A 23,735-nucleotide genomic window follows, 5' to 3' on the forward strand; every position below is an offset into this window, starting at 1 on the left:
CAAGTTATAGCTCTCCGAAGCAGTTAGCCAAGCATTGTTCAGCTTTTGACATGTATAGTTTGATAGTACCCACTTTTTCTAAAAATCAAGATCTTTTTTAAATTATAGAAACAAAAAGGAATCATTAAGGCATTTTTATAGCTATGCTGTATTTCATAAACAAGCACTATTCTCTTTCAACTATAGCTCGAAGCATCCCTGTAAGGGCTTTGTTGACATCCTTTTGATTGTACATAGCTACCCCCCCCCCTGTAAAAAAAGAAAAATTTTTTTTGCGAGGAATAAAAAAAAGGGGGGGATGGAACACATTGGATCTTCTACCTTCTGAGTACGCTTAGCAGTCTCTTCTGCCAAAACTTGTATCTGTAGTCTTGTATTTGTGTGTATGGGATCCTGTTTTGTCAGTTGCAGTGTGTCTACACGTGATGAACACTTGCTTTCAATTCAGCTAACAAGGCAAGTTTTTAAAAAAAAATATACAATTATTCTGATCTTCCTATTCTTTATAGTCATCATGGAGAGTAATAAGCCGTTTTCTCTTGGAACAAGCATTGTGTACTATGACTCTTTCGAATACAGCCTCTTCCACAGTTTCACCTAAGTCTACGCAACTTAACCATACTTTATCCAATCAAACTCACCCTGTTGCTCAAAGCAATAGGAATATAGATTTCCAAATCTATGATGAACAGATTCATAATAATCATTCTACAGAAGATGTAGTTGCTATAGGACGTCGTATTCAGCAAGAATATGCGAATCTTACCACATCAAAACAGGTTAATTTCTCGGCATCTCCATCTAACCATACTGGAAACTGGAAGATTTCTTTGCTTTATAATTTATCGATGCTGGTTGCAAATCTATTCCCTACAACTATTCAGCCTGTGCAACCTCAAAAAGTCATCTTTAAGAATCAAGACTCTTCTAAGGAAACCCAACTGACCAAATCATCCAAAGTAGTTTCTTCTCGCTCTTCTTTAAAAGAGATTTTTTCGAAGAAATCTCCTCCTTTGAGAAAGTCTTTTTCTTCCTCTAAAATTTCTAGAGCAATCCCTAGAAGAAAAAAACGATCAAACGATGATCCAGTTCAAGCCACAAATACTTATGATTTGACCGCTGAAAATATTCTTGAAAAACTCTCTTTAACACAAGAACAACAAATTAAGCACGATAATCTGATTAGCAATCTCAAAGAAGCAATTAATCGATATAGTGATCTTAATCGGAAAAATTCCCGGAAAGGACAATCCCTTCTTGTTAGGCAAGCCAAAATTCTAGATGAAATTCTTTCACAGACTAAATCTACAGAGGAACGAGCTTCCAATTCTGTAATGACGACTATTAAGAAGGAATTTACCTCCCACCGCGTACCTGTAGAGAAAAATATTCACGGAATTTGGATTGCAGGTTCACCGCCAGAAGGGACCGATGAATATATTAAATTGTTCCTTCACACTTATCCAGAGTTTTCCTTCCTTTTTTGGGTGGATAAAACAGCTTATGGCGCAGCAAAATTCTCTTCTACTCTTAAACGAATTGCTTTTGATGCAGCAGTTAATTCCTTACGAGAGGCTACTCCAGAGCCTGTCAAGCAGTTTGTTCAACGTTATGATAAGCTAAAAAAATCATACGATACTTCGCGAGATTTTGATGAAAAACAGCGGTTATCTGAGCAGTTAGTTGAGCTATACGATAATTACAATAAATTTAGTAAGGAGATTCAAAGTAACTTTGATGTTTTGCTATTGCATGAAATGATCACTATTCAAGATAGCTTTTTTAACTACTGCCAGCTCAAAGGAGTAGGTGCAATAACAGATGAGACACGTATAGAGTATCTTGAGAAAGTTTTGAAAGTAAAAGAAGAGGATCTATCTCACTATAAAGAAACTATCAAACGCAACAAAGAGTCTATTGAAAAACTTGTAAAAGAGATTAATGACTCTACTGGACGGGAGAGAGTAGTTATCAAAGACATCCGAGATTTGAAGTCTTTACAAGATCTTACTAATAGCTACAACTATGAAACAGAAATGTTACTCCGATGGAATTATGCAGCGGCTACCGACCAGCTTCGTATGTACATGCTTAAAGAATATGGGGGGATTTATACAGACCTAGATATTATGCCACAATACTCTCAGGATGTTTTGCAAAAAATTATGGATGTTGGTGGGAGTAGGTTTTTTGAGCATGATAAGTTACGGCGGACTCTTTCTTTTGCAGCTCTAAAATTAGGAAGCGGTAAGCAAACAACTGTTTCCTTTGAAGAGGCTAAAAAAGCTATGACTCTCCCCACATTTACTCTTCAGGATAAGAGTCAAATTTCTGAAATTTTTAAATATCTAGAAACGGAAACGCAAGCAAAAAAATCACTTTTCCAACCGATGGATGTTACCGTCGTCCGTGATTTCATGCCTATTTTACAACGTTATCATAAGTGGCAAACAGGATGGAATGTTCGGGGATTAAATGGTTTAATGATGGCTCATAAAGATAGTGCTGTTGTCGATGCTGTTATTGCTCGCCAGCGAGCGGCCTATGATGAGATGCGTGCACTTCGTCAGAATGTTGTTAGTGGAGAATTTTTTCGTTCTCTTGGAGATCTTGAACATGTAAATCGTGAAAAGAATATCGGCGGCTATTTAGCGAAAAATTATCTTGGGGGCAGTCTTTTTTTCGATTTTCGTCAAGATTCAGTGATTCCAGGAGCTATTAGTACCTTAGGAATTTCAGGTCCCGATATCATCATGGATACCATGAGCGATTATTTTACAAATCTTGGACCAGTTGGAGAAGATTTTTTATATGAAGGGAAATTAGGAAAAGCAGCTTTCCTTGGAGCTTATCAAGCACAAAAAACTCCGAAAGGAGAACTTACCTATGATTGGCTCCATCCTTTATCCATTGGAGCTAATGACGTTACTCCTGCTGATGCAAGCACCTGGTGTGAAACTCGACAGCATTGTGCCGCTGAGCTTCTTTTATCGGACTCTATATCCTCAGACGAACACCCTAAGGGTATTCGTCGAGAAAGAGTAAACCCGAATGATTTCTCTAAATTATGGAGTAAGGAAGCTCAGGGAATCCTTTCTAGTGATTTCGCGGATCTTTTACCACGCTTTAACTTACTGATAGAATCATCTGCGTTAGATATTCATACTTTATCGGCTCTTGATCGAGATATCCAACACCTTTTTACAAAAGTTCAAAAAGACCCTGTAGCATCTGTAGCTGTATTTTCTTTACAGTTACAATTAGCTGAAATGATTCGTGCGATTCCTTTCCCTATACGTAATCAGGTACATATCTTGCCTGAAGCACAAGCACATTTCGAAGCAGATTGGAAGAAAGCAATCCAATTATATCTTCACAGTCATCCCCAAACAGAAGTGGTTATTTGGTACAGTTCTACTCATACTCAAATTGTTTTTGGAAAAGATTTGCTTGCTGTTGCAGAACGAGTTGCAGCAGCAAAATCCTTAATGTCTGATCATGATCCATCACTTATAACCAGTTATCTAAAATATAAAACTCAATCTCATCTTGGGGTGCTTACTGAGTTTGATCAAGAAGATTTCTTTGAACTGATGGTAGATATTGCAGAGGAACCAGAGCTTCATAAACAACTATTGAAAATAGAAGAACAAGTTAATTCAGGACTCTACTCTCATGTAGAGCATTCTTTAGGAGAGTGGTTAAAATTATCCAAAGAAGAAAGAAAATCAAAGTTTCTTAAGATTTTAAAAGAAACGTTTCAAGAGGAGGAAAGAGAAGACTCTCAACAACAACATAAAACATGGTTTGAAGAACTCTATGAGAAAAGACATCAGGAGCGCGTAAAGGATCCAGCAAAAAAAATCCAAGAACTAATCACAGTTTTTCAAGAAAGTCAGCGCGTTCAAGCTCAAGACATAGATACTTATTTTGCTCATAAACCGTTTTATCAAGATCTGATGAAAGATGGTTACGCTTTTGAGGACATTTCTGTGATTACGAAGTATCTTTTAGCGAGTGACGGTGTTTCAGGGATTATTACTACTGATCCTATATTTCCTCCTCCATCTAAACAGCTAATTGACGCTATGAAACAATCTTTGGGAGAAGATTTTGGTGAGCTACACTATACGTTACAGATGGTCTATGATTGGTTATCTAAAGAGACTAACAGCGTAACTTCTGAACAGGCAAAACAAAAATTACCACAGAAACTACATGAAAAACTAGAAGGTTATACAACACATGATTTGCTTATTCCGCCTATTGATGGAAGCGTCAGCGCTTTAGGATTGCGATTTTCCACGGAGGAGGGGAAGGTATCCGATCGCGTTTTAACAAGCATAGCACCTGGAGTTCCTAATTCTGCTAGCTATGCTATGACTAGTTATTTGTATGGTTTGTTCTTAATTACGAAAGATATCCAAAGTGGTCGATTAACCCATGAAATACTAAAAGAGAGATTACAAACCTATGGAGGCGCCTATTTTATCAATGAATCAAAAATTGATGTGCTACTTGCTTTATCCCGGAAAAAAGCTCAGATATCCCTAATAGACGCCCATAAGGCTCTTACAGGTTTTTCTTCTTTTAGCGAAGCATCTCTGGCTTTACTTACAGGAAGGATGCCCGGAACAAGCAGAGTTCTATCAAGAGAAGTAGAGTTTGGACGACCTTCAGCTATCGTTATGGAAGGAGCAACAGCTATTCGTGCTCAGAGTTACGATGCTGTTGGATTAAGGAAAGATTTTTTCTTGTTACCTCATACAGTTCCTTCCATACAGTCTATTGTTGAGCAAGCGAAATATACAGTATTATCCTGGCCAGAATTTTATGAAAATCATGCGGATAAATGGAACGATCTTGCTAATCGTTTTGGAGCTGAGGACCTTAGTGTTCATCCGCAAACATTTTTATATGACACAGAAGGTCGCTGTATGGGGCTTGCTTTACTGTATATGTTAGCAGATGACTCTGTATCCTACAGATTATTACAACAAAATCTGATGACTTTAGCTTCGTTATTTGATGAGCAAAACAGAAGAAATATCCCTTTAACTCCAGCTGATCAGAAATTTTTAAATAAGGGGCTTTCTTTAATTGAGTGGTTACAGTTCAAAGGAAATCAACAACTTCAAACAGAGGGATTTTTCCATACCTTAGACTGGGATATCCCTCAATTAATGAAGCACTTTGCTTCTTCAACTGTAAAAAGTTGGTTAATTACTACGCCTGCGCATAGTCTTGTTCTTTCTTTAATGGGGAATTTTTTTAGAGTAACAGATCCAAACTATGGCCATACAGACTTTCCTTCATTAGAAGCTGCTATTACTTTTTTAGAAAGGATGGTTCAAGTATCCCCAGCTGTTTTGGAGCGTTATGGATTTGATAAGGAAAAGTCTGTAACTAGCCAACTCAAAGTCCACTCTTTAGAGACTTCAGAATTGCAAAATGCAGTTTTTGCTTCCTCAGATCTTGGCTTTACTAGTCGCTATTTTACGACAACGTTAGAAGAGATGACCGTCAGAGGCCCTATTACGATGAATCAACGTCACACGGATTGGGCCACTCTTTATAAGATTGGGGGGACTGTTCAAGGTAAACGTATTGATAGTAGAACACGGGAATCGGATTTAAATTTTTTAAAAATTAATGGGGATATTCTAGAGGAATTTTTAACAAGAACTGTTCTAGATAGTGACTTGGTGGAGTTAATACAATCTCTGCTCAAAACACATGGCCTTGAGCCAGGCACTACCCTTATTAGTCCAAGTTCTATTGTAGAGACCGCAATAGACCACGTCTCGCTATTACAAGCGGTGAAAACAAAAACCTCTCGAATGCACACTATTTTACAAAGCCTAGGAGAAAGAATTTTTAAATTGTTTAAAAATTCTGGGGTACAAGACTCAGACAAAATTTCTATAGACAGAGTCCAACTAGTTGATGAATCTGATAGCGCAACGATAGACTTCACAGTGATTAAAGATAAACAGCGTTCTCAGAAAAAAAGTATTACTGTTGGCATAGAAAGTTTAGCTGGATCCTTTAGAAAATTTAGCGCATCGATGCACGAAGTTATTGGAACTGGAGTGCTTGATTTAGACTTAGGAATGACTGTCGTCTCTTTAGTTCAGTATGTCCGTTTAGTAGAAGCAGGACAAGGAAAAGATGCTTTAGCAGTTGCTAATTTAGTGATGAATCTTAAAATAGCTCTCGAGGTCTCTATAGGGAATGTAATTCAGGCTCTGGGTAAAAAACTGCTCACTCAGGAGGGGCTTAATACTTTCCGTTTAGAAACAGAATTAGCTCGTCAACTACACAAAGTGGGAGCACGAGTTGGAGGAACTGTTGGTAAGACGTTAACCAGAGTAGCGCATGTATTAGAACTCCCCATATTAGAAAGTGCAATTGGAACATGGAACCTCTATAATAGTGTGAACGAGTTATTACATGCTGATTCTTGGAGTGACCAGGTTGCTGCTAGAGTACAAGTAGCTTTTGATTCAATCTCTTTAGGAATCACTATAGCTTCGGTTGTTTCTCCAGCACTTATGATGGCAGCAGGCCCCATTGCTGCCATAGGGATGGGGGCAGCATCCATTGCTCGTAATGTTGCCAGAAAAGAAGAGCGGCACTCTCAATGGCTCAAGTACAAGAGTTTTCTTGATAATGGATCAAAACATACAGTTGCCGCATTCCCTCATAAAGGGCTTATAGATTTATCTGAGAATTTAGTACTTGGGAACATTGTGCTGAATTTAAGGGTTTACCCACCTCTGCTTACAGGCGATCGCTCTTATAATGCAAATCGGTGGTTTGGGAATAAGCCTGGATGGTCTGATTGGCAAGTTCGAGAAAGATTAGGTTATGCCTATCGAAGCAGTCCATCTTATGCGTTAGCCAGAGGACACGCTAATAGTTTTTGGCCACTATCTATGCCTAGTATTGATAAAGGTGTATATCGCACAGTAATTCTAGGATATGGCATTCAATATAAAGCGGTTACAGAAGTTGTCTACTTGTCTAATGAAATGGTTTGGAGAGAAGCTGTGATGCAGTTTGACTCTCGATACTATGTAGAGCCATTAACAGCGGAAAAGGAGTGTGCAACAGTACTAGCAGGAGATACGCCACTATCAGTGATTCCTGTACGTTTATTAGAAGAGGAGTCTCTGGAACGCGAGAAGAACGCGGCTTCTTATAAGAACTATCAGATCATTATTGAGGGAGGGAAAGGAGGACTTACTGTACAGATAGGAGGAGCAGGTTATTACAAGTTAACAGCACAGCCAGGAAAAGGGAATATCCTCTCTTTCCGAGCAATACCTGGATATCTTTCTGTAACGTTTGATCTTAGCCGATTGGAACAAGAGGTGCCTCTCACCAAACAAAATGGAACAGCCTTAAAGATACTTAAAGTACGTCAAACTGGGTTTGATACTATTGTTGGATCTTCAGGAGGTAGTGATAATTTAACAGGCAATCACAATACAAAATTTTATCTAAGCACCGGAGGAGGACATGTCACCTCAGGATCCGGTAAGAACTGGTATAACATTCCATCTTTAACACGTAGCCTTGGTTTTGATTTTACTTCTAATGCTATAGAGCATAAGGCTTCTGTAGAGATGCTTTTAGCAGATTTCTCTCCTGCTAATAATTTAAGTTTAATAGTTGAACGATTTGCAAATGTTAGCATTCATGTTTTTAATTATAGCAATAAAACAGCCCCTTATACTGTGAATTTGAAAGACGGGGTGTCTTTACAAGCTTCTAAGCAAGGCTTTAGCGGTAGTTTATTAGAGGTGGCTTCCTTTGATCAAACGCTATGGCAAAAGAGCTATCCAGAAGATAGAGGATTTGTAGAAGATATTTTATCTTGGTTATTAAAACTGCAATGGTCGTTAGCTTCTCGAGTAAGGATCTTTTTACAGGGAGGCACAGCACAATACGAAACAACGCAGAAAAGTCTTATTTATAGACCTGATCCACACTCAAGTATATCTATTCAGGCTACAGATTCTTATAATACACAAGTTTATGGTAACGTTGGCTGTTCTTATATTCTATTCTCTTCACCAGGTGTGACCGCCAAAACACTCGATATTTTGTTATTCGAAGATTCGGGGTTACCACAAATTATTGACTTAAGCACACTTGTTCCAACTTCTATCCAAGGGTTCCTCTATCCAGGAGGGTTTATAAACTTTCAAGTCTCTTCTGCAAGATATGCATTTCCTTTTTCTGTCAGTTGGAGAAGGCATCATTACACTTTCCCTGCTCAAACGATTATTCAAGTTCTACCTCGCTTGCGGTTTGAACTAGGGGATTGGTTTACAATTTTGCAAAAGAGTGTAGGAAAATGGGTAACATTGTACCAACACGACATGATTATCCCTGAACGTATTGAAGGTGTTTTAAGTCTAAATAACACAGCGACATTAATGTCACACCACAATCAAACAACCCATATGCTTGGAGTAGAAAACAGGGGAGATTTGAGTCTAAAAGTTTTAGGAATACTCCAATCTGGTCAAATTAAAGGATCTAAATCGGAAAATAGCGCGAGTGGTCATTTTTCTAAATTGTTATCTGTCCCAGCACATACGATCAAAAATCTTTCGTTTAAAGAGGAAGAGGGAACTAAGAGTAAAAATATTTTATTCTACAGTGTGCTGGAGGAAACATTCCTTAAAGCTACAGATAAACCTTTAACTATTATTAAACGTGATAAATGGTCTCTGTATGATGAAATCCAAGTATTTGCAACAACTCTTAATCTGCAAAATTTCTTGCGTTATCATATTTCGGAAGAGACTCCAATGTTATCTAGACTGCTCATGTATGCGCAGAAACGCGTTTCCATCCAAAATAGAGATCTCGCATTGAAATTTTTCTATGTTCGAGAGCGAAGTGGTATTGGTGCAATTAGATTGGTATTCAAGAACTTTTTCGAAGAGAGCTTGCAGGGGATATTACATGGAACCTTAGAGCGAGAAGTTAAACCTATGCTAGCTGAAAATCCAAATACACTAATTCATTCATCGTATCGGAATCATTTAGAACTCATCCTAGGGGAGGAAACCTTAGATCTCGCAATTATCGTTCAAGAGTTTAGCTCTTCAAAAAATATTGTTGAGTTGCAAAAAGATCTAGCAACCCATCGGCTTATTTATCCTCAAGGAAAAGAAGCCTTGTCTCTTGCAATCTATACCCATACTTTCAGTAAAGAGAGCTTAGTCACATCTAAACAACGAAGCGAAGGGTTAAAATTCATCGATCCATCAATGCAGGAATATCGTTTACCTGAGACAACGATTCTCGAAAACTCTTATTATTTAGACCCTTCCACAGGAGATTTGTATTTAACAAAGATAATTGCGCAACCTTCACAAAGTAGAGCATTTCTTATCAAATTTAAAAAATACAAACGCCACTGGCTAGATTTCCAAAAATTAGTTCTTTCTGGATCTCATTTAGAACTTATCGCATCTACTGGAACAGCTTTAACATTTGTAGGCCCCGAATTACGGCATTTAGAGATTGACTTCCCAGGCGCGTTAAATGGGACTATTGCCAAAGAACACATCTCATCTCGGGCAAGTATTGTAATCCCAACAAACAATCAGGTGACACACTATGACCCAAGAATAGCGAAGCAGCATTATAGCTCTATCAATTATATGCTGTGGGATCTGCGTGATCGTGCGACACTATCTAAGCGAGCAAAAACTTTAGATAGCTATTTGTTAGAAGTTTGTATGAACTTAGACTCTTCTAATCCAACGTGGAATATTCCAAATGATGTGTTGAACTACGCGGTAGGATATTATCGAACAATCCTTCCTAGCTGGGTAAAAAATAAAATCCGTGTAGGTTCCTTAATTAAAGTAGAAGCTGATACTGCAAAAACTTTGAGTTTCTCACTAATTACGACACAAAATGATCTATTCCAACCTGTAGTGGATAAAGGATTCTATATTTACTACAGCGTTTCGAAACTAGCCAATCATGTTAAACTGCGAAATGTTACTGGAGATATGTTGCTTGATATCGATAAGGAAACCACATTTATTGTTCGAGGAGTAGATGAATCTGATTATGATAAGAAACAAATCTATGTTGTTTTAGATCTGACAACAGAAGAAGAACGTAAATTGCGAACGGATAAGAACATCATTATTATTCCTGGAGGAGAACGATTGAACCGATGATAATCCTTGAGCGCGCGCAAAAGCTTTAATACCTTCTTGATTTGGCATATGCTAATTCAACATAATAAATATTATCAGACCTTACTTTGATCGATAGTTAGGGAATCTCCTCCCACTATCAAATCCTCCCTACTACCCTCGCTTCTTTTGCAAGAGCTCGGAACAATTATCACAATATGACCTGCCAGTTCATATTGTGATAAATAAAAAATTTACGCTAAAGAAATAATATAGAAACTTTCTGTGAATGTGAACAATCTTTGGATACTGACAATGTTCGAGTTAATAAATCCACGTTAGTTTGGATAGCTGTTCTCTTGTGCAATTAAATATTTTATGTGATCAAAAAAAACGATAAAAAGCGAATTAATTTGAAATCAATTAAATAAGCTAATTACAATTTGGAAGCAAAAATTCAACTTTGTTAAAATAAAAAACATGTGTTCCCCCTGTCCACGTCATCTCTTTCCTATAGTCACTGACTGCCCAACTTGCTCTACCCCCCCCCTCAGAAAAAGGCCTCTCTCATCGACAACAGCAGCAGCAGTCGTAGTAACACAATTATTTAAATATCATAGAAAAGATCTCTCCCATCGAGTTATTTATGACTATGATCATGGGAAAAATAAAACACCTCGCAAAATTCAATGTAGCAGCAATCGTCATTCGTTAGCGACTTCTAGCAAAACGTCGTGCTCATCCCGAAAAATTCTTAGAGCACGTAGGACTGGGAGCAGCGTACCCAGACCCATTGCACAACAAGAACTTATTACCTTCATTTCTGCTCAGCAAAAAACAAATAGCAATCCTTTGAAGAGTATTTGTAAGTTTATCGACAGAACACATCAAAATCTACACATTCAAGTATTCTGCTTCAATCATCCCACTATTATTCAACACCTTGTAAAGGCCGCTGCAAGGGAAGTTCGGGTATCTGTTCAATATAGGGATGGAACCGAACTTGAAGAGGCTTGTAAAGACTCTACGATTTGCCTACAAAAACAAAGCGGGCGATCTTTATTCCACAAAAAATCGATGGTTGGTGATAGCCAAAGAGTATTAGCAAGTAGCGGGAACTTTACCCCAGATTCTACTGAGCAAGACATCAATCTCTCACTGCTCATCAATGATTCTGAATTAGCGCGTCACATAGAAACAAACCAATTTGTAACGAGACAAATTGGTAATCAGTTTCTTGTCTACATCCCTATTTTCCGACGCAACAAGGACTTCCGATTAGCAGTTCGCACTATCAAGAAATGTATTGCTCAAGCAAAAAAGACTATTGTTGTTGTTGTGTACATCCTTACCCATCCCGTCATTCTTAAATCCCTTCAAGCTGCCGCTGCAAGGGGTGTAAAAGTAGAAGTAGCTGTCGATACTCGTGAAAGCGAACAGACTCAGAGGACATTAGAACGATTACAACTTTCCCTTCCACTTCGTGTACGCAAGCCTGGTGCTCCACGTGTGCATGTCAAAATGTGTTATATTGACAACAAAATTTTAATTTGTGGATCTGCTAATTGGTCATCTGCAGGACTAACAAGAAACAGAGAAGATTTGTTTGTCATTCGAGGTCTAACAGAAACTCAACGCCAATCCTTATCAGAAATATGGCAATCTGTGGAAGAAAAAACAGAACCGCTAACTGCACAATCTTTGAAACGTCCTCGAGAAGAAGAGGACGATCCTGGAGAAGGGACTTCGAGTGGAATAAGTAGCGCAGGTGCTTCAGCTAAAAAAGCTAAAACTCAGTAAATCCTGTAATCTCAAGAAGACAATCCCTTTTTCGTAAGAAAAGATATTTTCCGTATCCCCTAAGATATTGCTACCCCGCGTCTATGCTACTTTACAAAAAAGCTTTACCCTCAAGCAGATTGTAGTCTTTTTTGATCTTCAAATAAGTACTTAAGTATTCGTGAATACTATTTAAAAGCATTATTTTTGTATCAACATCCACAAATGAAGAGACTATAGCCTCCACATTGAGTTGAATGATTTCTTTAAAAGTTAGAGGTGAAGATGTCACATGAGTTAAATGAGAATCTTCATCAGCAGAGAATCCAGATAAAAGCAACATCGTATTTTGCACAGAAGTTCCTCCCATTTGGGGATTATCAGAACTCAATGTTACGCTGAGCTTATGGTCTCTAAATAATGCAAAGAAAGGATGCTCATCAAGATTGTTAATCATCGTTTTACTGATCTTTTCCAATCCAGAATATTGATGCAATGAAGCCCCAAGTACCAGGTTAATAGCCGGAGCCATAACAAGTGTGATGTTTTTCTCTTGAATTGCATGAATCGTTGGCACATGTTCAATTGCCTGAAACCCATGGGCTATTCTTTGTATAGGTAAAGCTTGTATTGTTTGGTTTAAATATAAAAATCCCGTCCCCTCTCCTGCGTGAGCTTCACAACCAAATCCGTTCTCATAAGCATGATGATAACCCGAAGTTAATTTTGTTGGTGCTGCCTCAGGACAACTTTCTGCTCCGGCAGATTGCAATCCAACAAAGAGATTAGGAAAAAACGATGCGGCTTCATCGAGCCAACTCGCAGCCTCTTCAGAACGTTGTTGTGTAGATTGCTGAAGATTAGAAGAGCCGGTTTTATTAAAACAATTGAGAAAACGAAGGGTAATTCCTTGACTCAGGAAAAGTTGAGAAGCTCTAGAAAATAGATCGTACAATCGTAAGCGAGCTTCTAGAGGTTTAAGCGAAGGATAGATTACATAAGCTATGCGGATATTTTGTTGAACTTCGGTATAAATGATATTATCTTGTATGCATTGTTTTAAGTAATTTTGCAGAACAAGCCACAGATCATTTTCATTCTGGATTCCTCCCGGAGGATGTCTATGCCCCTGTACGGTAGCCATAATCCGATCGAAGCTAGCAAAATCACGGGTGATAATAGCATATTTTAATAAAGAAACATTAGGGTCCCGCTCATAGCGAATACTCTCAAAGTTTCTGAATATTTCAGCATAACTCTTGTGAGGGTTCCCATTCGAGAAAGCTGGAGATACCCATTGATTATTCTTCCACTTTATCAGACCATTTCTGACTCCCAACTCCCAAGCCGTTTCTGGAGAAATAGTTCCTGGAAGATGCACGTGAATATCCGCTTTAGGGAGGCCTTTAATAAACTGATCCGTACAAGGAGTGTCATCGCTCAACTCAGATGTTAACAGTGACAACTGTTGGATAATAAAAAAAAACTTCTTATCGACCATATCTTATTTTGATCTTATTCCCACTCAATAGTTGCCGGTGGTTTATCGGAAATATCGTAAACTACCCTGCAAACTTCAGGGATTTCATTAATGATACGTGAGGAACAACGGTTAAGAAATTCTCTAGATAAAGATGGCCAGCATGCTGTCATAAAATCAGTAGATTCTACTGCACGTAAAGCTATCGTATAACCGTAATGACGGCAGTCACCTTTTACAGCAACAGATTTACATGGCAAGAAAACAGCAAATGCTTGGCTAACCTTGTGGTATAAATTCGCTTTTTTTAGTTCTTCAATAAAAATGCTGTCCGCGTTTTTTACTATTTCTACATATTCCCGACGAACTTCTCCAAGAACTCGGACTCCTAAACCAGGACCAGGAAAAGGATGTCGGGATATTAGGACGTCCGGCAAACCCAGAACTTTACCTAAAGCTCTGACTTCATCTTTAAAAAGAAAACGCAGAGGTTCTAAAAGCTTCAAATTCAACTTTTCTGGAAGTCCACCTACATTATGGTGAGACTTGATTACTTGTGTTGCATCACAAGATTTTGCAGATTCAATTACATCAGAATAAATAGTCCCCTGAGCTAACCATTGAACATCGAGATTTTTAGAGGCTTCATCAAAAACTTCGATAAAGGCGGCTCCTATGACTTTACGTTTTTGCTCAGGATCTTCTATTCCGGATAGGTCATGGAAAAATTTTTCAGAAGCATCTACCACAAGGATCTCTAACCCTAGAGAAGAAAATTGTTGTTTAACTTCTTCCACTTCATTTTTTCGTAATAGTCCAGTATCAACGAAGACACAAGACAGACGATCACCTAGAGCATTATGAAGTAAAACAGCTAAAACAGAAGAATCTACGCCTCCAGATAGGCCGAGAAGGACACGTTCTGTTTCTCCCACTTTTTCTCTAATGCCTTGAATAAGTTGTTTTTCTATTGTTTCAATTTTCCAAGTTTCTGAAGTCTGGCAAATATGCTTCACAAAATTTGATAAAATTTTATCCCCTATGTCTTGAGAATCTGAAACTTCAGGATGAAATTGAAGACCAAAAAGTTTTTTCTTTGGGCATTCTATAGCGGCAATGGGACAGTGCTGAGAACTCGCTATAACAAAGAAATCTTTAGGAGGAACAACAACACAATCACAATGACTCATTCGAATTTCTGTATGAAAAGCATCCTGATCAGCAAGACCTTTAAAAAGTTCGCTTGGATAAAACACTATAGGTGTATAACCAAATTCGCTCTTCCCCCCCTGAACTTCACTTCCAAAATCTCTAGCAATCAGCTGCATGCCATAGCACACTCCAAGTATAGGGATGTTGCTGTTATAGATTTCCTTATCAACTTCTGGACTATTATTCTGATAAACCGAATGTGGTCCTCCTGAAAAAATTAAACCTGAGGGAGACTTTTGAAGAATCTTTTCTAAAGGTGTATTCCAAGGGAGAACCTCACAAAAAACGGAAAGCAGACGTATTTTTTTTGCTAGAACATTCGTATATTGGGAGCCAAAATCAAGAATGAGAATATTACTCAAAATAGAAACCCTCTATTATTTAGAGATTTGATAATTCGGAGCATGCTGAATGTATTGCAAGTTATGGATGTGGCTTTCAGATCTTCCAGAATGAGTGATTCGGGAAAATACAGCATTCTGGCGCAATTCTTCTAAATTATGAGCTCCCAAATAGCCCATTCCTGATCGAATCCCTCCTAAAATTTGATAGAGAACGTCGTGAAGAGAGCCTTTATAAGGCACAAGCCCTTCAACACCCTCTGGAACAAACTTTTTAGCATTATTTTTTTGAAAATAGCGTTCAGCACTACCTTTCTTCATAGCACCGAGAGAACCCATACCTCGATACATCTTGTAAGAATGTTCATTAATCTGAACGATTTCTCCAGGAGCCTCATCAGTTCCTGCTAACATGCTACCGAGCATAACACAATGCGCTCCAGCAGCTAGAGCTTTAACAATGTCTCCAGAATAGCGCATCCCCCCATCGGCAATGATACGTACAGAAGAATCATGCAACGCTTCAGCAACATCCATAATTGCTGTCAATTGAGGCAATCCTACACCCGAGACAATCCGCGTTGTACATATCGATCCGGGACCAATCCCCACTTTAACAGCGTCCACACCAATTTCAGCCAAACAAAGAGCAGCTGCCTTTGAAACAATATTCCCCACAATGAGAGTTACAGGATAATTCTTTTTAATGGTAAATGCTGTATCAAGCACCAATTTAGAATGCCCATGAGCAGTATCGACTACTAAAGTATCTATACCTGCCTCAACTAAAGCTTCTGCTCTTTCTAAACCTTGTTGACCGATACCTACGGCACCGCCAATTACTGAAGAGGTACTTTGCGATTTTATCTGTTTTACGATGGCAACTTGTGCATTCACATCCATATTTTTGTGAACAATCCCAAGTCCTCCTGCCACACTCATGGCTGTAGCCATAGACAACTCTGTGACGGAATCCATTGCTGCGGATAAGATAGGGATAGTTAAAGATAAAGATTCTGAAACAGAAGAAGTTAAACAAGCATCTTGAGGAAGAACTTCAGAATACTGAGGAACTAATAAAACATCATCAAAAGTCAGAGCTTCGCGCATATACTTCTCAATGAGGAAAAATGACTAAGACCGAGGCTGATTGAGAAACTTTTTCTCATCAGTAATAAATAAAAGAAAAATCGCACTCGAATAGAGTTAAACGATTTTAATTAGGTTGGAGGGATTGTAATGCCACCACACAATAATCTCAATAGATTATTGAAGAATTTAGGAAATTAAATCGACAGCTGTTGTAGATCCTGAGACAATAAGAGAGGCAAAATTATTCAGGAATATTTGATTTAGAATGGGAAAACTAAGAGCTGATGCTCCCAGATAAAAAACTATTTGGTTCATCCTTATTAATAAGGCAACGAAGCGTCTTTATTCATGAATAGTCTTTATTGACTGCTCATTCTACTTTGGTTAAACTGAGTAGTCCTTCTGCATAATCACGCAACCAAACAGCATAAAGATGGTATTTTTCAAGAGTATTTCTTGCTAAATAGGAATATAATTACGATGAGCCCCCTAATTCATTGCCTTTTATGAAATCTGTTAACTTCTTAATGTAATATTGATCGTTCGACTCTTTCTCCAAAATAGATAATTATCAGACCTTTATTTTGATCGATAGCTGGGGTGTCTTCTCCCATTATCAAACCCTACAACGAAAATAAAAGTTAATAATAAAGATGATTTGTTATAAAATCATTGGAATTTTTTTTCTTATTTTAAGGGATTTATGTTTATTTCTTTTGATAAAACTTTATCTAGACATTCTACGGATTTGGCAGAAGCTTTTGGAAACAAGCTTCTCTATCCTGTGACCCAAGGATTTGGAACCCGTATTTCAGTAAAGCCTGTTTTAGTAATCGATGATATGACGATCCATGGCTTCTCAGTGAAACAAGAGTCTCTTTGTAAGCGAATCTGTTGTGTTATAGCGTGTATCTTATTGGCGCCCATTGTCCTTCTAATGACCCTTATCGGAGTCATAGCATATAACTGTTCAGCTACTTATAAAAGAGTACAAGATCTTTATCTTGCAACTGGTTTAGAATTTGGAAAAGAATGGGGTCCGTGGACGTGCGCGCCACAAATATAAAGATTATCAACTGATTGGCAAACATATTGGGAAGTCCTCCCCCCCCCCTTTTTTTTACTAAAGTAATTTATTGGATTATTTTAATCTTGTTAAATAGATTTTTTAAATCATTATCGTTAATAATAATGACTACTCTTTATATACTCGAGAGCTAGTTTATTCGATTTTTGGAGAAAAAATGTTCATTTCATTTAAGGGGACACGTGCTGATGCTGCAGAAATTATTGGAAGAAAGCTTCTTAGCCCTGTAACCTCTGCATTCGGATTCAATGTCTCGGTAAGGCCTGCAATAACATTCAAAGGCTGCAAGGAAGAGTTTTGTATTTTCTCAGTGAAACAAGAGTCTCTTTGTAAGCGAATCTGTTGTGTTATAGCGTGTATCTTATTGGCGCCCATTGTCCTTCTAATGACCCTTATCGGAGTCATAGCATATAACTGTTCAGCCACTTATCAATTCACATGTCAGCGTCTTTATATCTATGGTTTAGAGTTTGATAGGTCAAGCAGTTCAAAATTAGAAGAAGTTTAGTGCTAATTTGATTTTGATTAGTTGCCGAAACTTTATGCCTAAAAAAAAGTTTTTATATATCTTGATCCCCTTCTTGAGCCTTACTTTTGGCTTAACGTCTTGTCACCAGAAAGAAGAAAACCTAAGAAATATTTTGCGTGTTGCTATTTGCCACGATCCAATGTCTTTAGATCCTCGCCAAGTTTTTTTGATTAAAGATGTTTGTATAGCAAAAGCACTTTATGAAGGATTGGTTCGAGAAAATGATGGCAGTCTTCATTTGGCTCTAGCAGAAAGATACAGCTTGTCCCAGGATCGGTGTGTCTACACTTTTTTTCTAAAAAAAACTTTTTGGCATAACGGAGATCTTGTAACAGCATATGATTTTGAAGAGTCTATAAAGCAATTTTATCTCCATGAGGTTGATAATGTTGCGTTACGATTGCTTGCGTTAATTAAAAATTCTCATGCTGTTCTAAAAGGAGACATTCCTGTTGAAAATTTAGGTGTTCGCGCTTTAGATGAACATACTCTTGAAATCACTCTAGAACACCCCTCTTCTCATTTTTTAGAAACTCTCACACATCCCGTTTTTTATCCAGTGCATGCTTCTTTGAGAGAATATTATAGAAATCGAAGTAAACGCTCTCTTCCAATAATTTCTAACGGGCCTTTTATCATTCGGTGTTATGAGCCACAAAATTTTTTGTTGCTTGATAAAAATCCTTTTTATCATGACCAAAAAAATGTTTCTTTAGATGCTGTACGCTTACAAATAGTTCCCGATATTCATACAGCGGTGCAATTGTTTCAAAAAAAATATGTGGATTTAGTGGGGTTGCCTTGGAGCTCCTCCTTCCCTCTAGAAGAACAAAAAAATCTTTCTCAAGATTTTTTGTATGATTATCCGGTGCTAAATTGCACAGTTCTATTCTGCAATGTTAACCACAAACCATTAGATAATCCTTCGCTAAGAGCGGCACTCTCTTTAGCCATTGATCGAGAAACATTATTAAAATTAGCTGGCAAAGGAAGCATTGCTACCAGTTTTGTACATCCTAGTCTATCTAAGATGCCTTTAGATGTTCTTTCGCAAAAAGAGAGAATCTCTTTAGCTAAAAATTACCTAGCGGAAGCTTTAAAAACTGTTCCTCAAGAAGAGTTAAAAAAAATCACACTCATCTACCCCATAGAATCTATTGTCTTGCGAGCAGTTGTTCAAGAGATTCGTCAACAGTTATTTGATGTTTTAGGATTTAAGATTTCTACTTTAGGATTAGAATACCACAGTTTTTTGGATAAACGTTCTAAAGGAGAGTTTTCTTTATCAACAGGAAATTGGGTTGCTGATTATCAACAAGCCAAAGCTTTTCTATCCATCCTTGGTAATGGGACTAAATATAAAGATTATCAAGTGATTGATTGGCAAAATCAAGAATATACGGATATCGTATCTCGACTTTTGGTTGAGGATTCAACAGATTTACAAATTCTAGCAGAACAACTATTGCTCAAAGAATCCCCTCTTATTCCCCTTTATCACTTGGATTATGCTTACGCTAAACATCCTAAAGTCTCTAATCTCCAAACCTCCTCACTCGGAGAAATTGATTTAAAAAGAGTCTCGTTAGTGGAGTAAGTGTGGAAAATGCTCGCAACAAGCAAGATAGGCTCTTAAACCTCCAAGTACGCGACTCCCGTAGTTTCGATATTCAGCACTAACGATGCTCTTACTGCTAAGCATTAATTTTTACAAAAATAAACGAAAATTCTAGGATTTGTGATCAAAGAATTTTTAAATTAAACAATCTACGTTACTTATGACTTCACCTTTATCAACAGCTGCTTCATCCTATCTCCGCACATTACAAAGAGCGTTTCCTCTGGGGGGGGGGGGGTATCCTACTAATCCTAACTCCGCTCAAACTGCACTAAGAGTACAGACAGCAGCAACATCTTTAGCTATAGTTCCTTACCCCCGTCCTCTGTCCTCAGAGCCGGTAAGCTTTTTCTCTAAACACTGTAAAAATGATGCTCAGAGCATTATTGAAAATGCTATTCTTTCCGCATCTTCTTCTGTTTTTCTGAAAATCTTTAGTCTATCTTCTGAACCCATTGTCCAGGATCTTATCTGCAAATCGGAAGAAAGTATACCAGTAACTATACATTACCAGCATATACCAGAACCTATTGTGAATAAATTGGAGGAAGCCGGGGCAGAACTAATCCGTTGTCACAGAAATAGACGCTCTCTACTCCATAGAAAAACTATGATCCTTGATGAAAAACAAGTGATTACTGGAAGCGCAAACTTCACTAGAAATTCTATAAATAATGACGTAAATCTTTTGGCTCGAGTAAATAACGTGCACATAGCTAATTTGATGCAGAAAAATCAAAAAGGCAAAGCGATTATAGAAAATTCTACTAAAGGAAAACAAACTGTCTGTTACTTGCCTATAAATCATAAAAAATGCGGGAATGAAAGGCAAATTGTGAAAGCAATTAATAATGCCACGAGTTCTATTCAGATTGGAATGTGTATTCTTACACACCGAGGCATTCTCCAAGCTCTTAATGAAGCGGCCACACAACGATCTGTTCTTGTTACAATCATTATCGATTCTCTAGAAAGTCAACAAACCATAGACATACTAAAAGCTCTTGGATCTAAATTAAGAGTACGAGTCGGAACCGGCGATCGCATTCACTGTAAAGCATGTATTCTCGATCATAACACTGCCATTATTGGCTCCGCTAACTGGGCTGCCAGCGGACTAAAAGCTAATAAAGAAGATATTATAATTGTAAATCCTCTTACAGAGCGTCAAAGAGAAGATTTAAGCATTTGGTGGCGGTACCTTTGTGATAATAGTGCTATCTTACCAGAAGACTAAAAACACTATTTTTGTCTCTCTGAAGAGGCCTTATTCTGATTTTGTGGCAAATATAAGTAGATTAGCGATTGCAAAAAAAGCTAAGGCTGAGGCCATTGGCATTGTAATAAATCCTAAAAGAAATAATTTCGTACTGCATGAGACTTTGCCACAAATATCAAGCGTCATTCCTGGAATTTCTTGTAAACAAACTTGGTAAATAGCAATGCAAAAACCAATAAGAGCTAGTGGAAGAGCGTATATTTTAACCGACAAGTCGTCAAGATACGCAGAAATCCCCAAAATAACCACTAAAGGAAACAAGCAAATACGCTGGTAATAACAAAGAACACAAGGTTCTACATTGAGTAGATAGCTATAATAGACACTCATGAGAGTCCCTATACAAGAAACCAACCAGGCAAAATATAAGCAATAAGAACGTAAGAGTTTAATCACTATTCCTCCTCTTCCATTGCTTGTAAATGACGCAGTTGAGTAATTACTCTTTCAATTTCATCAAACGTTGGATCCTCAATAAGATAGTCCCCCACTATTGCTGTGGGAGTAGCAAGTTGACCACCCATGACTTGAGATCCATAAATATTGTTCTTTTTTAGCTGTTCCGCAAATTTCTGCGAATTTACACATTGCATCAACCCTGTAGGATTAATTTCTCTACCAGAATGCGTAGGAATATTTTCTGCTAATTTCGTAAGAACTTCAGTAGTAGCCCAGTGTGATCCTTCTGTTTTTTTATGAGTAAGGATTCTGTGAAAATACTCCATATAGGCTTCTGGATCAGGTCGTTTAGGATCATGATGATAGACACAAAGCAAAGCCTGTGCAGCGGGCATTGATCCTCTAATAAAACAGACCGGAATCAAAGTGAAAGAGGCTTCCCCGGTATCAATAAAGCGTTTTTTGATCAAAGGAAAGACTTCTGAAGAAAACTCCTCACACGCAGAACAAGAAGGCTCTTCAAACACAGTAATATTAATGGGTGCATAAGGATTCCCTATTGTAGGAAAATATTTTGCTGTGGTGGGTATATGTGCTTTTGGCGGCATAATAGAGCGTTTTGTTTGCACCATCAAGCCCACGCATGAAACAAATCCCAATGCTGTAACAATAATAAGGATCTTTTTCCTCAAAGGAATCCTCTGATTCATTCTTTCATATAGGAGTTGAGATAAGACAAAATTAAAAAAAACGAAACCGTTTTTTGCTGACATAGAAAAAGTTTCTATAAGCACTTCTATTAAAAAAAACTTTCTCTTTTCTCTTAGACTTTTTATGAGTCAAGAAACTTAAAGGGTCTTGTTTATGGATAAAGATCTTCTAGAAAACGTTTATCGTCATTTTCGTTATCGTTTTTTTAAATTAAGTATACTTCCTGCTTTACTCGGGCTGTGGCTATTTTTTACGCCAGACATTCTTAATTACTTAGATGCAACTGTCATTTTATCAGATAGGGTATGTGGAATCCTTTTGATTCTGCTGTCGGCTCTATCTTTTTATAATCCTATTATTTTGCGACTAGGTGTTTTCATTGGGCTCTGGGTCTCCGTATTTTCTTGTTCTCCAAATTTCTCGCCTTTAGTTTTTGCTCACGATTCTTTATTAGGGTTTGCAACACTTGCTATTATTTGCCTGCTTCCAAATCGCCCTGAAGATCTAGAAGTCGGACCCACTATTCCGGAAACTAGCGATTATAACCCCTCTTCTGGAGGGAAAAGAGGAGCTGTTCTTCTTTTTTCTTTTTTAGGCTGGCTACAAAGTCGATACCTCACTTCCATAGCATTGAATATTGCTGATGCCGATACAACTTGCTCTCTTTTCTTCTCCTCTATTTTAATGGTTATTTATTCCATGCTTATTGTGTTGTCACTAACAGGAGGAGAACGTCGATGGCATACTCGGCCCAAAGCTGTGTGTGTTACGGCATTTATGCTTTTCTTTGCGCTAGGAGCAACTTTAATCGCTATTCTCTTATCTCAGTTATCTTTAACAAATTATGCGGGAATAAATCTAACAATTGCCCCAGTGTTCTCTTTAGCATTCTTTTATGATGAAATCCGGGCAACATGGCAGTATCTCACCCAATTTTCTTCAGATAGAAAGAAACTAACTAAAGTAGCGTTTTATGGATCTGAATATTATAGAGAGTCTTTTTTCTGGGAAGAGCGTTCTGTTTTACCTTTTTCAAAAGCTTGCAAACAAGCGTTTGAAGGACTTTCTTTCCCTCTCAATTTAGTCTTTGCCTGCATATTAGCTATAGGTTTCGTACAAATAAACACAAACCTGGCTATCCCAAATACATGTCGATTTTTTGTGAATAATGCTTGTTGGTTTATCCTTGTATTATCGATTTTTTCCTTTGCAAAGAGCCTTCGACATCTTCGATGGTTAAGCCTACTATTTGCCGCAGGAATCTTGCTTTCTCCTGTGATTTTTCACCTTCCTTTAGAAGCAAAACCCCTATTGTCCATTGTTGCGTCAGGCATTGCTTTTATCGGCTTATCTATAGGTCGTTTATAATTAACAAATAGTGAGTTTCAAAGGTTGTTAGTTTTGATTTAATTGGCTATCGTGATCCAGCTTATCTGATCCTGATAAATAAAGCCCTTCTCGAATATGAGAGAACGCTTTTTCTATAATCTCATCAAAAGGAGTTTTAGTGAAAGAGCTCTCTTTTGCCAATAAAGAAGGCTTTGCTAATGTTAATACAGCAAATATAAATCTTTTTGAGAATCCTGTGGGGAGCACTTCATCTTGAATAAACTCTACGAGTCGTTTTACTGAAAGTTTCCCTGGTTCACAAGATTTACAGAGAGCTAATGACTCAAAATAGCAACTAGTAGCCACTTGCAGTTGCTTCTGAGAGACCAGATTTTGCTCTTTCCAAGCAAAATAAAGCAGTAAGGCTGTGAACGCTAACGATAAAATTCCAGGAAGAATAAAAGGAAGGAAAACTTCATAAAGAAAAAATAAGTCATTAATAAAGCAAAGAATAGTACCTATGCATAAAGCAAAAAGAGCCCCCGTCATCATGAGTGCTGAAAAAAAGATGATAGGCAAACTTTTGATTTTATGTTTATGAATTTCATCTTGTAGAGAGAGTTTGTTATCTCTGGAAAGCATTAGTAATTCTTGATCATAAAAAGAACGTGCAGCTTGCTCAAGTTTTTGAAGAGGGATCATCG

General features: G+C 37.7%; 13 protein-coding genes. 7 read left to right on the forward strand and 6 right to left on the reverse strand.

Features of this window, described 5'->3' with window-relative positions; genetic code table 11:
• The first annotated feature begins 560 nt into the window (after positions 1-560).
• Both TC_RS02190 and TC_RS02195 read left to right on the forward strand, forming a co-directional pair.
• Positions 561-10,217 (forward strand): LifA/Efa1-related large cytotoxin, encoded by a 9,657-nt coding sequence (locus tag TC_RS02190; RefSeq protein ID WP_010230453.1) that lies wholly within the window; start codon positions 561-563, stop codon positions 10,215-10,217.
• Between the two features lie 438 nt (positions 10,218-10,655).
• The gene (locus TC_RS02195; RefSeq protein WP_010230456.1) at positions 10,656-11,975 is read left to right on the forward strand and encodes a phospholipase D-like domain-containing protein; all 1,320 of its coding nucleotides are present in this window, start codon (positions 10,656-10,658) and stop codon (positions 11,973-11,975) included.
• Between the two features lie 91 nt (positions 11,976-12,066).
• Here the strand turns inward: TC_RS02195 and TC_RS02200 are convergent, their stop codons facing one another.
• From TC_RS02200 to guaB, 3 genes are read right to left on the reverse strand one after another with little or no spacing between them, the layout of a single operon-like run.
• Entirely contained in the window at positions 12,067-13,455 is a 1,389-nt protein-coding gene (locus TC_RS02200; protein ID WP_010230458.1) for an adenosine deaminase, read from the reverse strand.
• A gap of 14 nt (positions 13,456-13,469) precedes the next feature.
• Complete coding sequence (guaA, locus tag TC_RS02205; protein ID WP_010230464.1) at positions 13,470-15,008, reverse strand: glutamine-hydrolyzing GMP synthase; 1,539 nt, start codon at positions 15,006-15,008, stop codon at positions 13,470-13,472.
• A gap of 15 nt (positions 15,009-15,023) precedes the next feature.
• On the reverse strand, positions 15,024-16,097 hold the full coding sequence (gene guaB / locus TC_RS02210; protein ID WP_010230468.1) for an IMP dehydrogenase: 1,074 nt from the start codon (positions 16,095-16,097) through the stop codon (positions 15,024-15,026).
• A 685-nt stretch (positions 16,098-16,782) separates the two neighbouring features.
• Here guaB and TC_RS02215 point away from each other — a divergent pair.
• From TC_RS02215 to TC_RS02230, 4 genes are all read left to right on the forward strand, one after another.
• Positions 16,783-17,145, forward strand: a complete 363-nt coding sequence (locus TC_RS02215) for a hypothetical protein (RefSeq protein WP_010230470.1) — start codon at positions 16,783-16,785, stop codon at positions 17,143-17,145.
• 178 nt (positions 17,146-17,323) lie between these two features.
• Positions 17,324-17,674 (forward strand): hypothetical protein, encoded by a 351-nt coding sequence (locus tag TC_RS04800; protein WP_080502210.1) that lies wholly within the window; start codon positions 17,324-17,326, stop codon positions 17,672-17,674.
• A gap of 34 nt (positions 17,675-17,708) precedes the next feature.
• Positions 17,709-19,292 (forward strand): peptide ABC transporter substrate-binding protein, encoded by a 1,584-nt coding sequence (locus TC_RS02225; RefSeq protein ID WP_010230472.1) that lies wholly within the window; start codon positions 17,709-17,711, stop codon positions 19,290-19,292.
• A 181-nt stretch (positions 19,293-19,473) separates the two neighbouring features.
• Complete coding sequence (locus TC_RS02230; protein ID WP_010230473.1) at positions 19,474-20,550, forward strand: phospholipase D-like domain-containing protein; 1,077 nt, start codon at positions 19,474-19,476, stop codon at positions 20,548-20,550.
• Between the two features lie 30 nt (positions 20,551-20,580).
• Here the strand turns inward: TC_RS02230 and TC_RS02235 are convergent, their stop codons facing one another.
• Both TC_RS02235 and TC_RS02240 read right to left on the reverse strand, forming a co-directional pair.
• A complete protein-coding gene (locus TC_RS02235) occupies positions 20,581-20,988 on the reverse strand; it encodes a disulfide bond formation protein B (protein ID WP_010230476.1) in 408 nt (135 codons plus the stop codon).
• Positions 20,988-21,701, reverse strand: coding sequence for a thioredoxin domain-containing protein (locus TC_RS02240; RefSeq protein ID WP_010230477.1), 714 nt, complete (start codon positions 21,699-21,701; stop codon positions 20,988-20,990). The genes TC_RS02235 and TC_RS02240 overlap by 1 nt, the downstream gene beginning before the upstream one ends.
• A gap of 154 nt (positions 21,702-21,855) precedes the next feature.
• On the opposite strand from TC_RS02240, the gene TC_RS02245 reads away from it, so the two are divergent.
• Positions 21,856-23,070 carry a vitamin K epoxide reductase family protein gene (locus tag TC_RS02245; RefSeq protein ID WP_010230479.1) on the forward strand — a complete coding sequence of 405 codons (1,215 nt, stop codon included), beginning with the start codon at positions 21,856-21,858 and terminating at the stop codon, positions 23,068-23,070.
• Positions 23,071-23,097: 27 nt separating this feature from the next.
• Here TC_RS02245 and TC_RS02250 read toward each other — a convergent pair whose 3' ends face one another.
• Positions 23,098-23,733, reverse strand: a complete 636-nt coding sequence (locus TC_RS02250; RefSeq protein ID WP_010230483.1) for a hypothetical protein — start codon at positions 23,731-23,733, stop codon at positions 23,098-23,100.
• Positions 23,734-23,735: the final 2 nt, after the last annotated feature.

The organism is Chlamydia muridarum str. Nigg (assembly GCF_000006685.1).
Classification (GTDB): Bacteria; Chlamydiota; Chlamydiia; order Chlamydiales; family Chlamydiaceae; genus Chlamydia; species Chlamydia muridarum.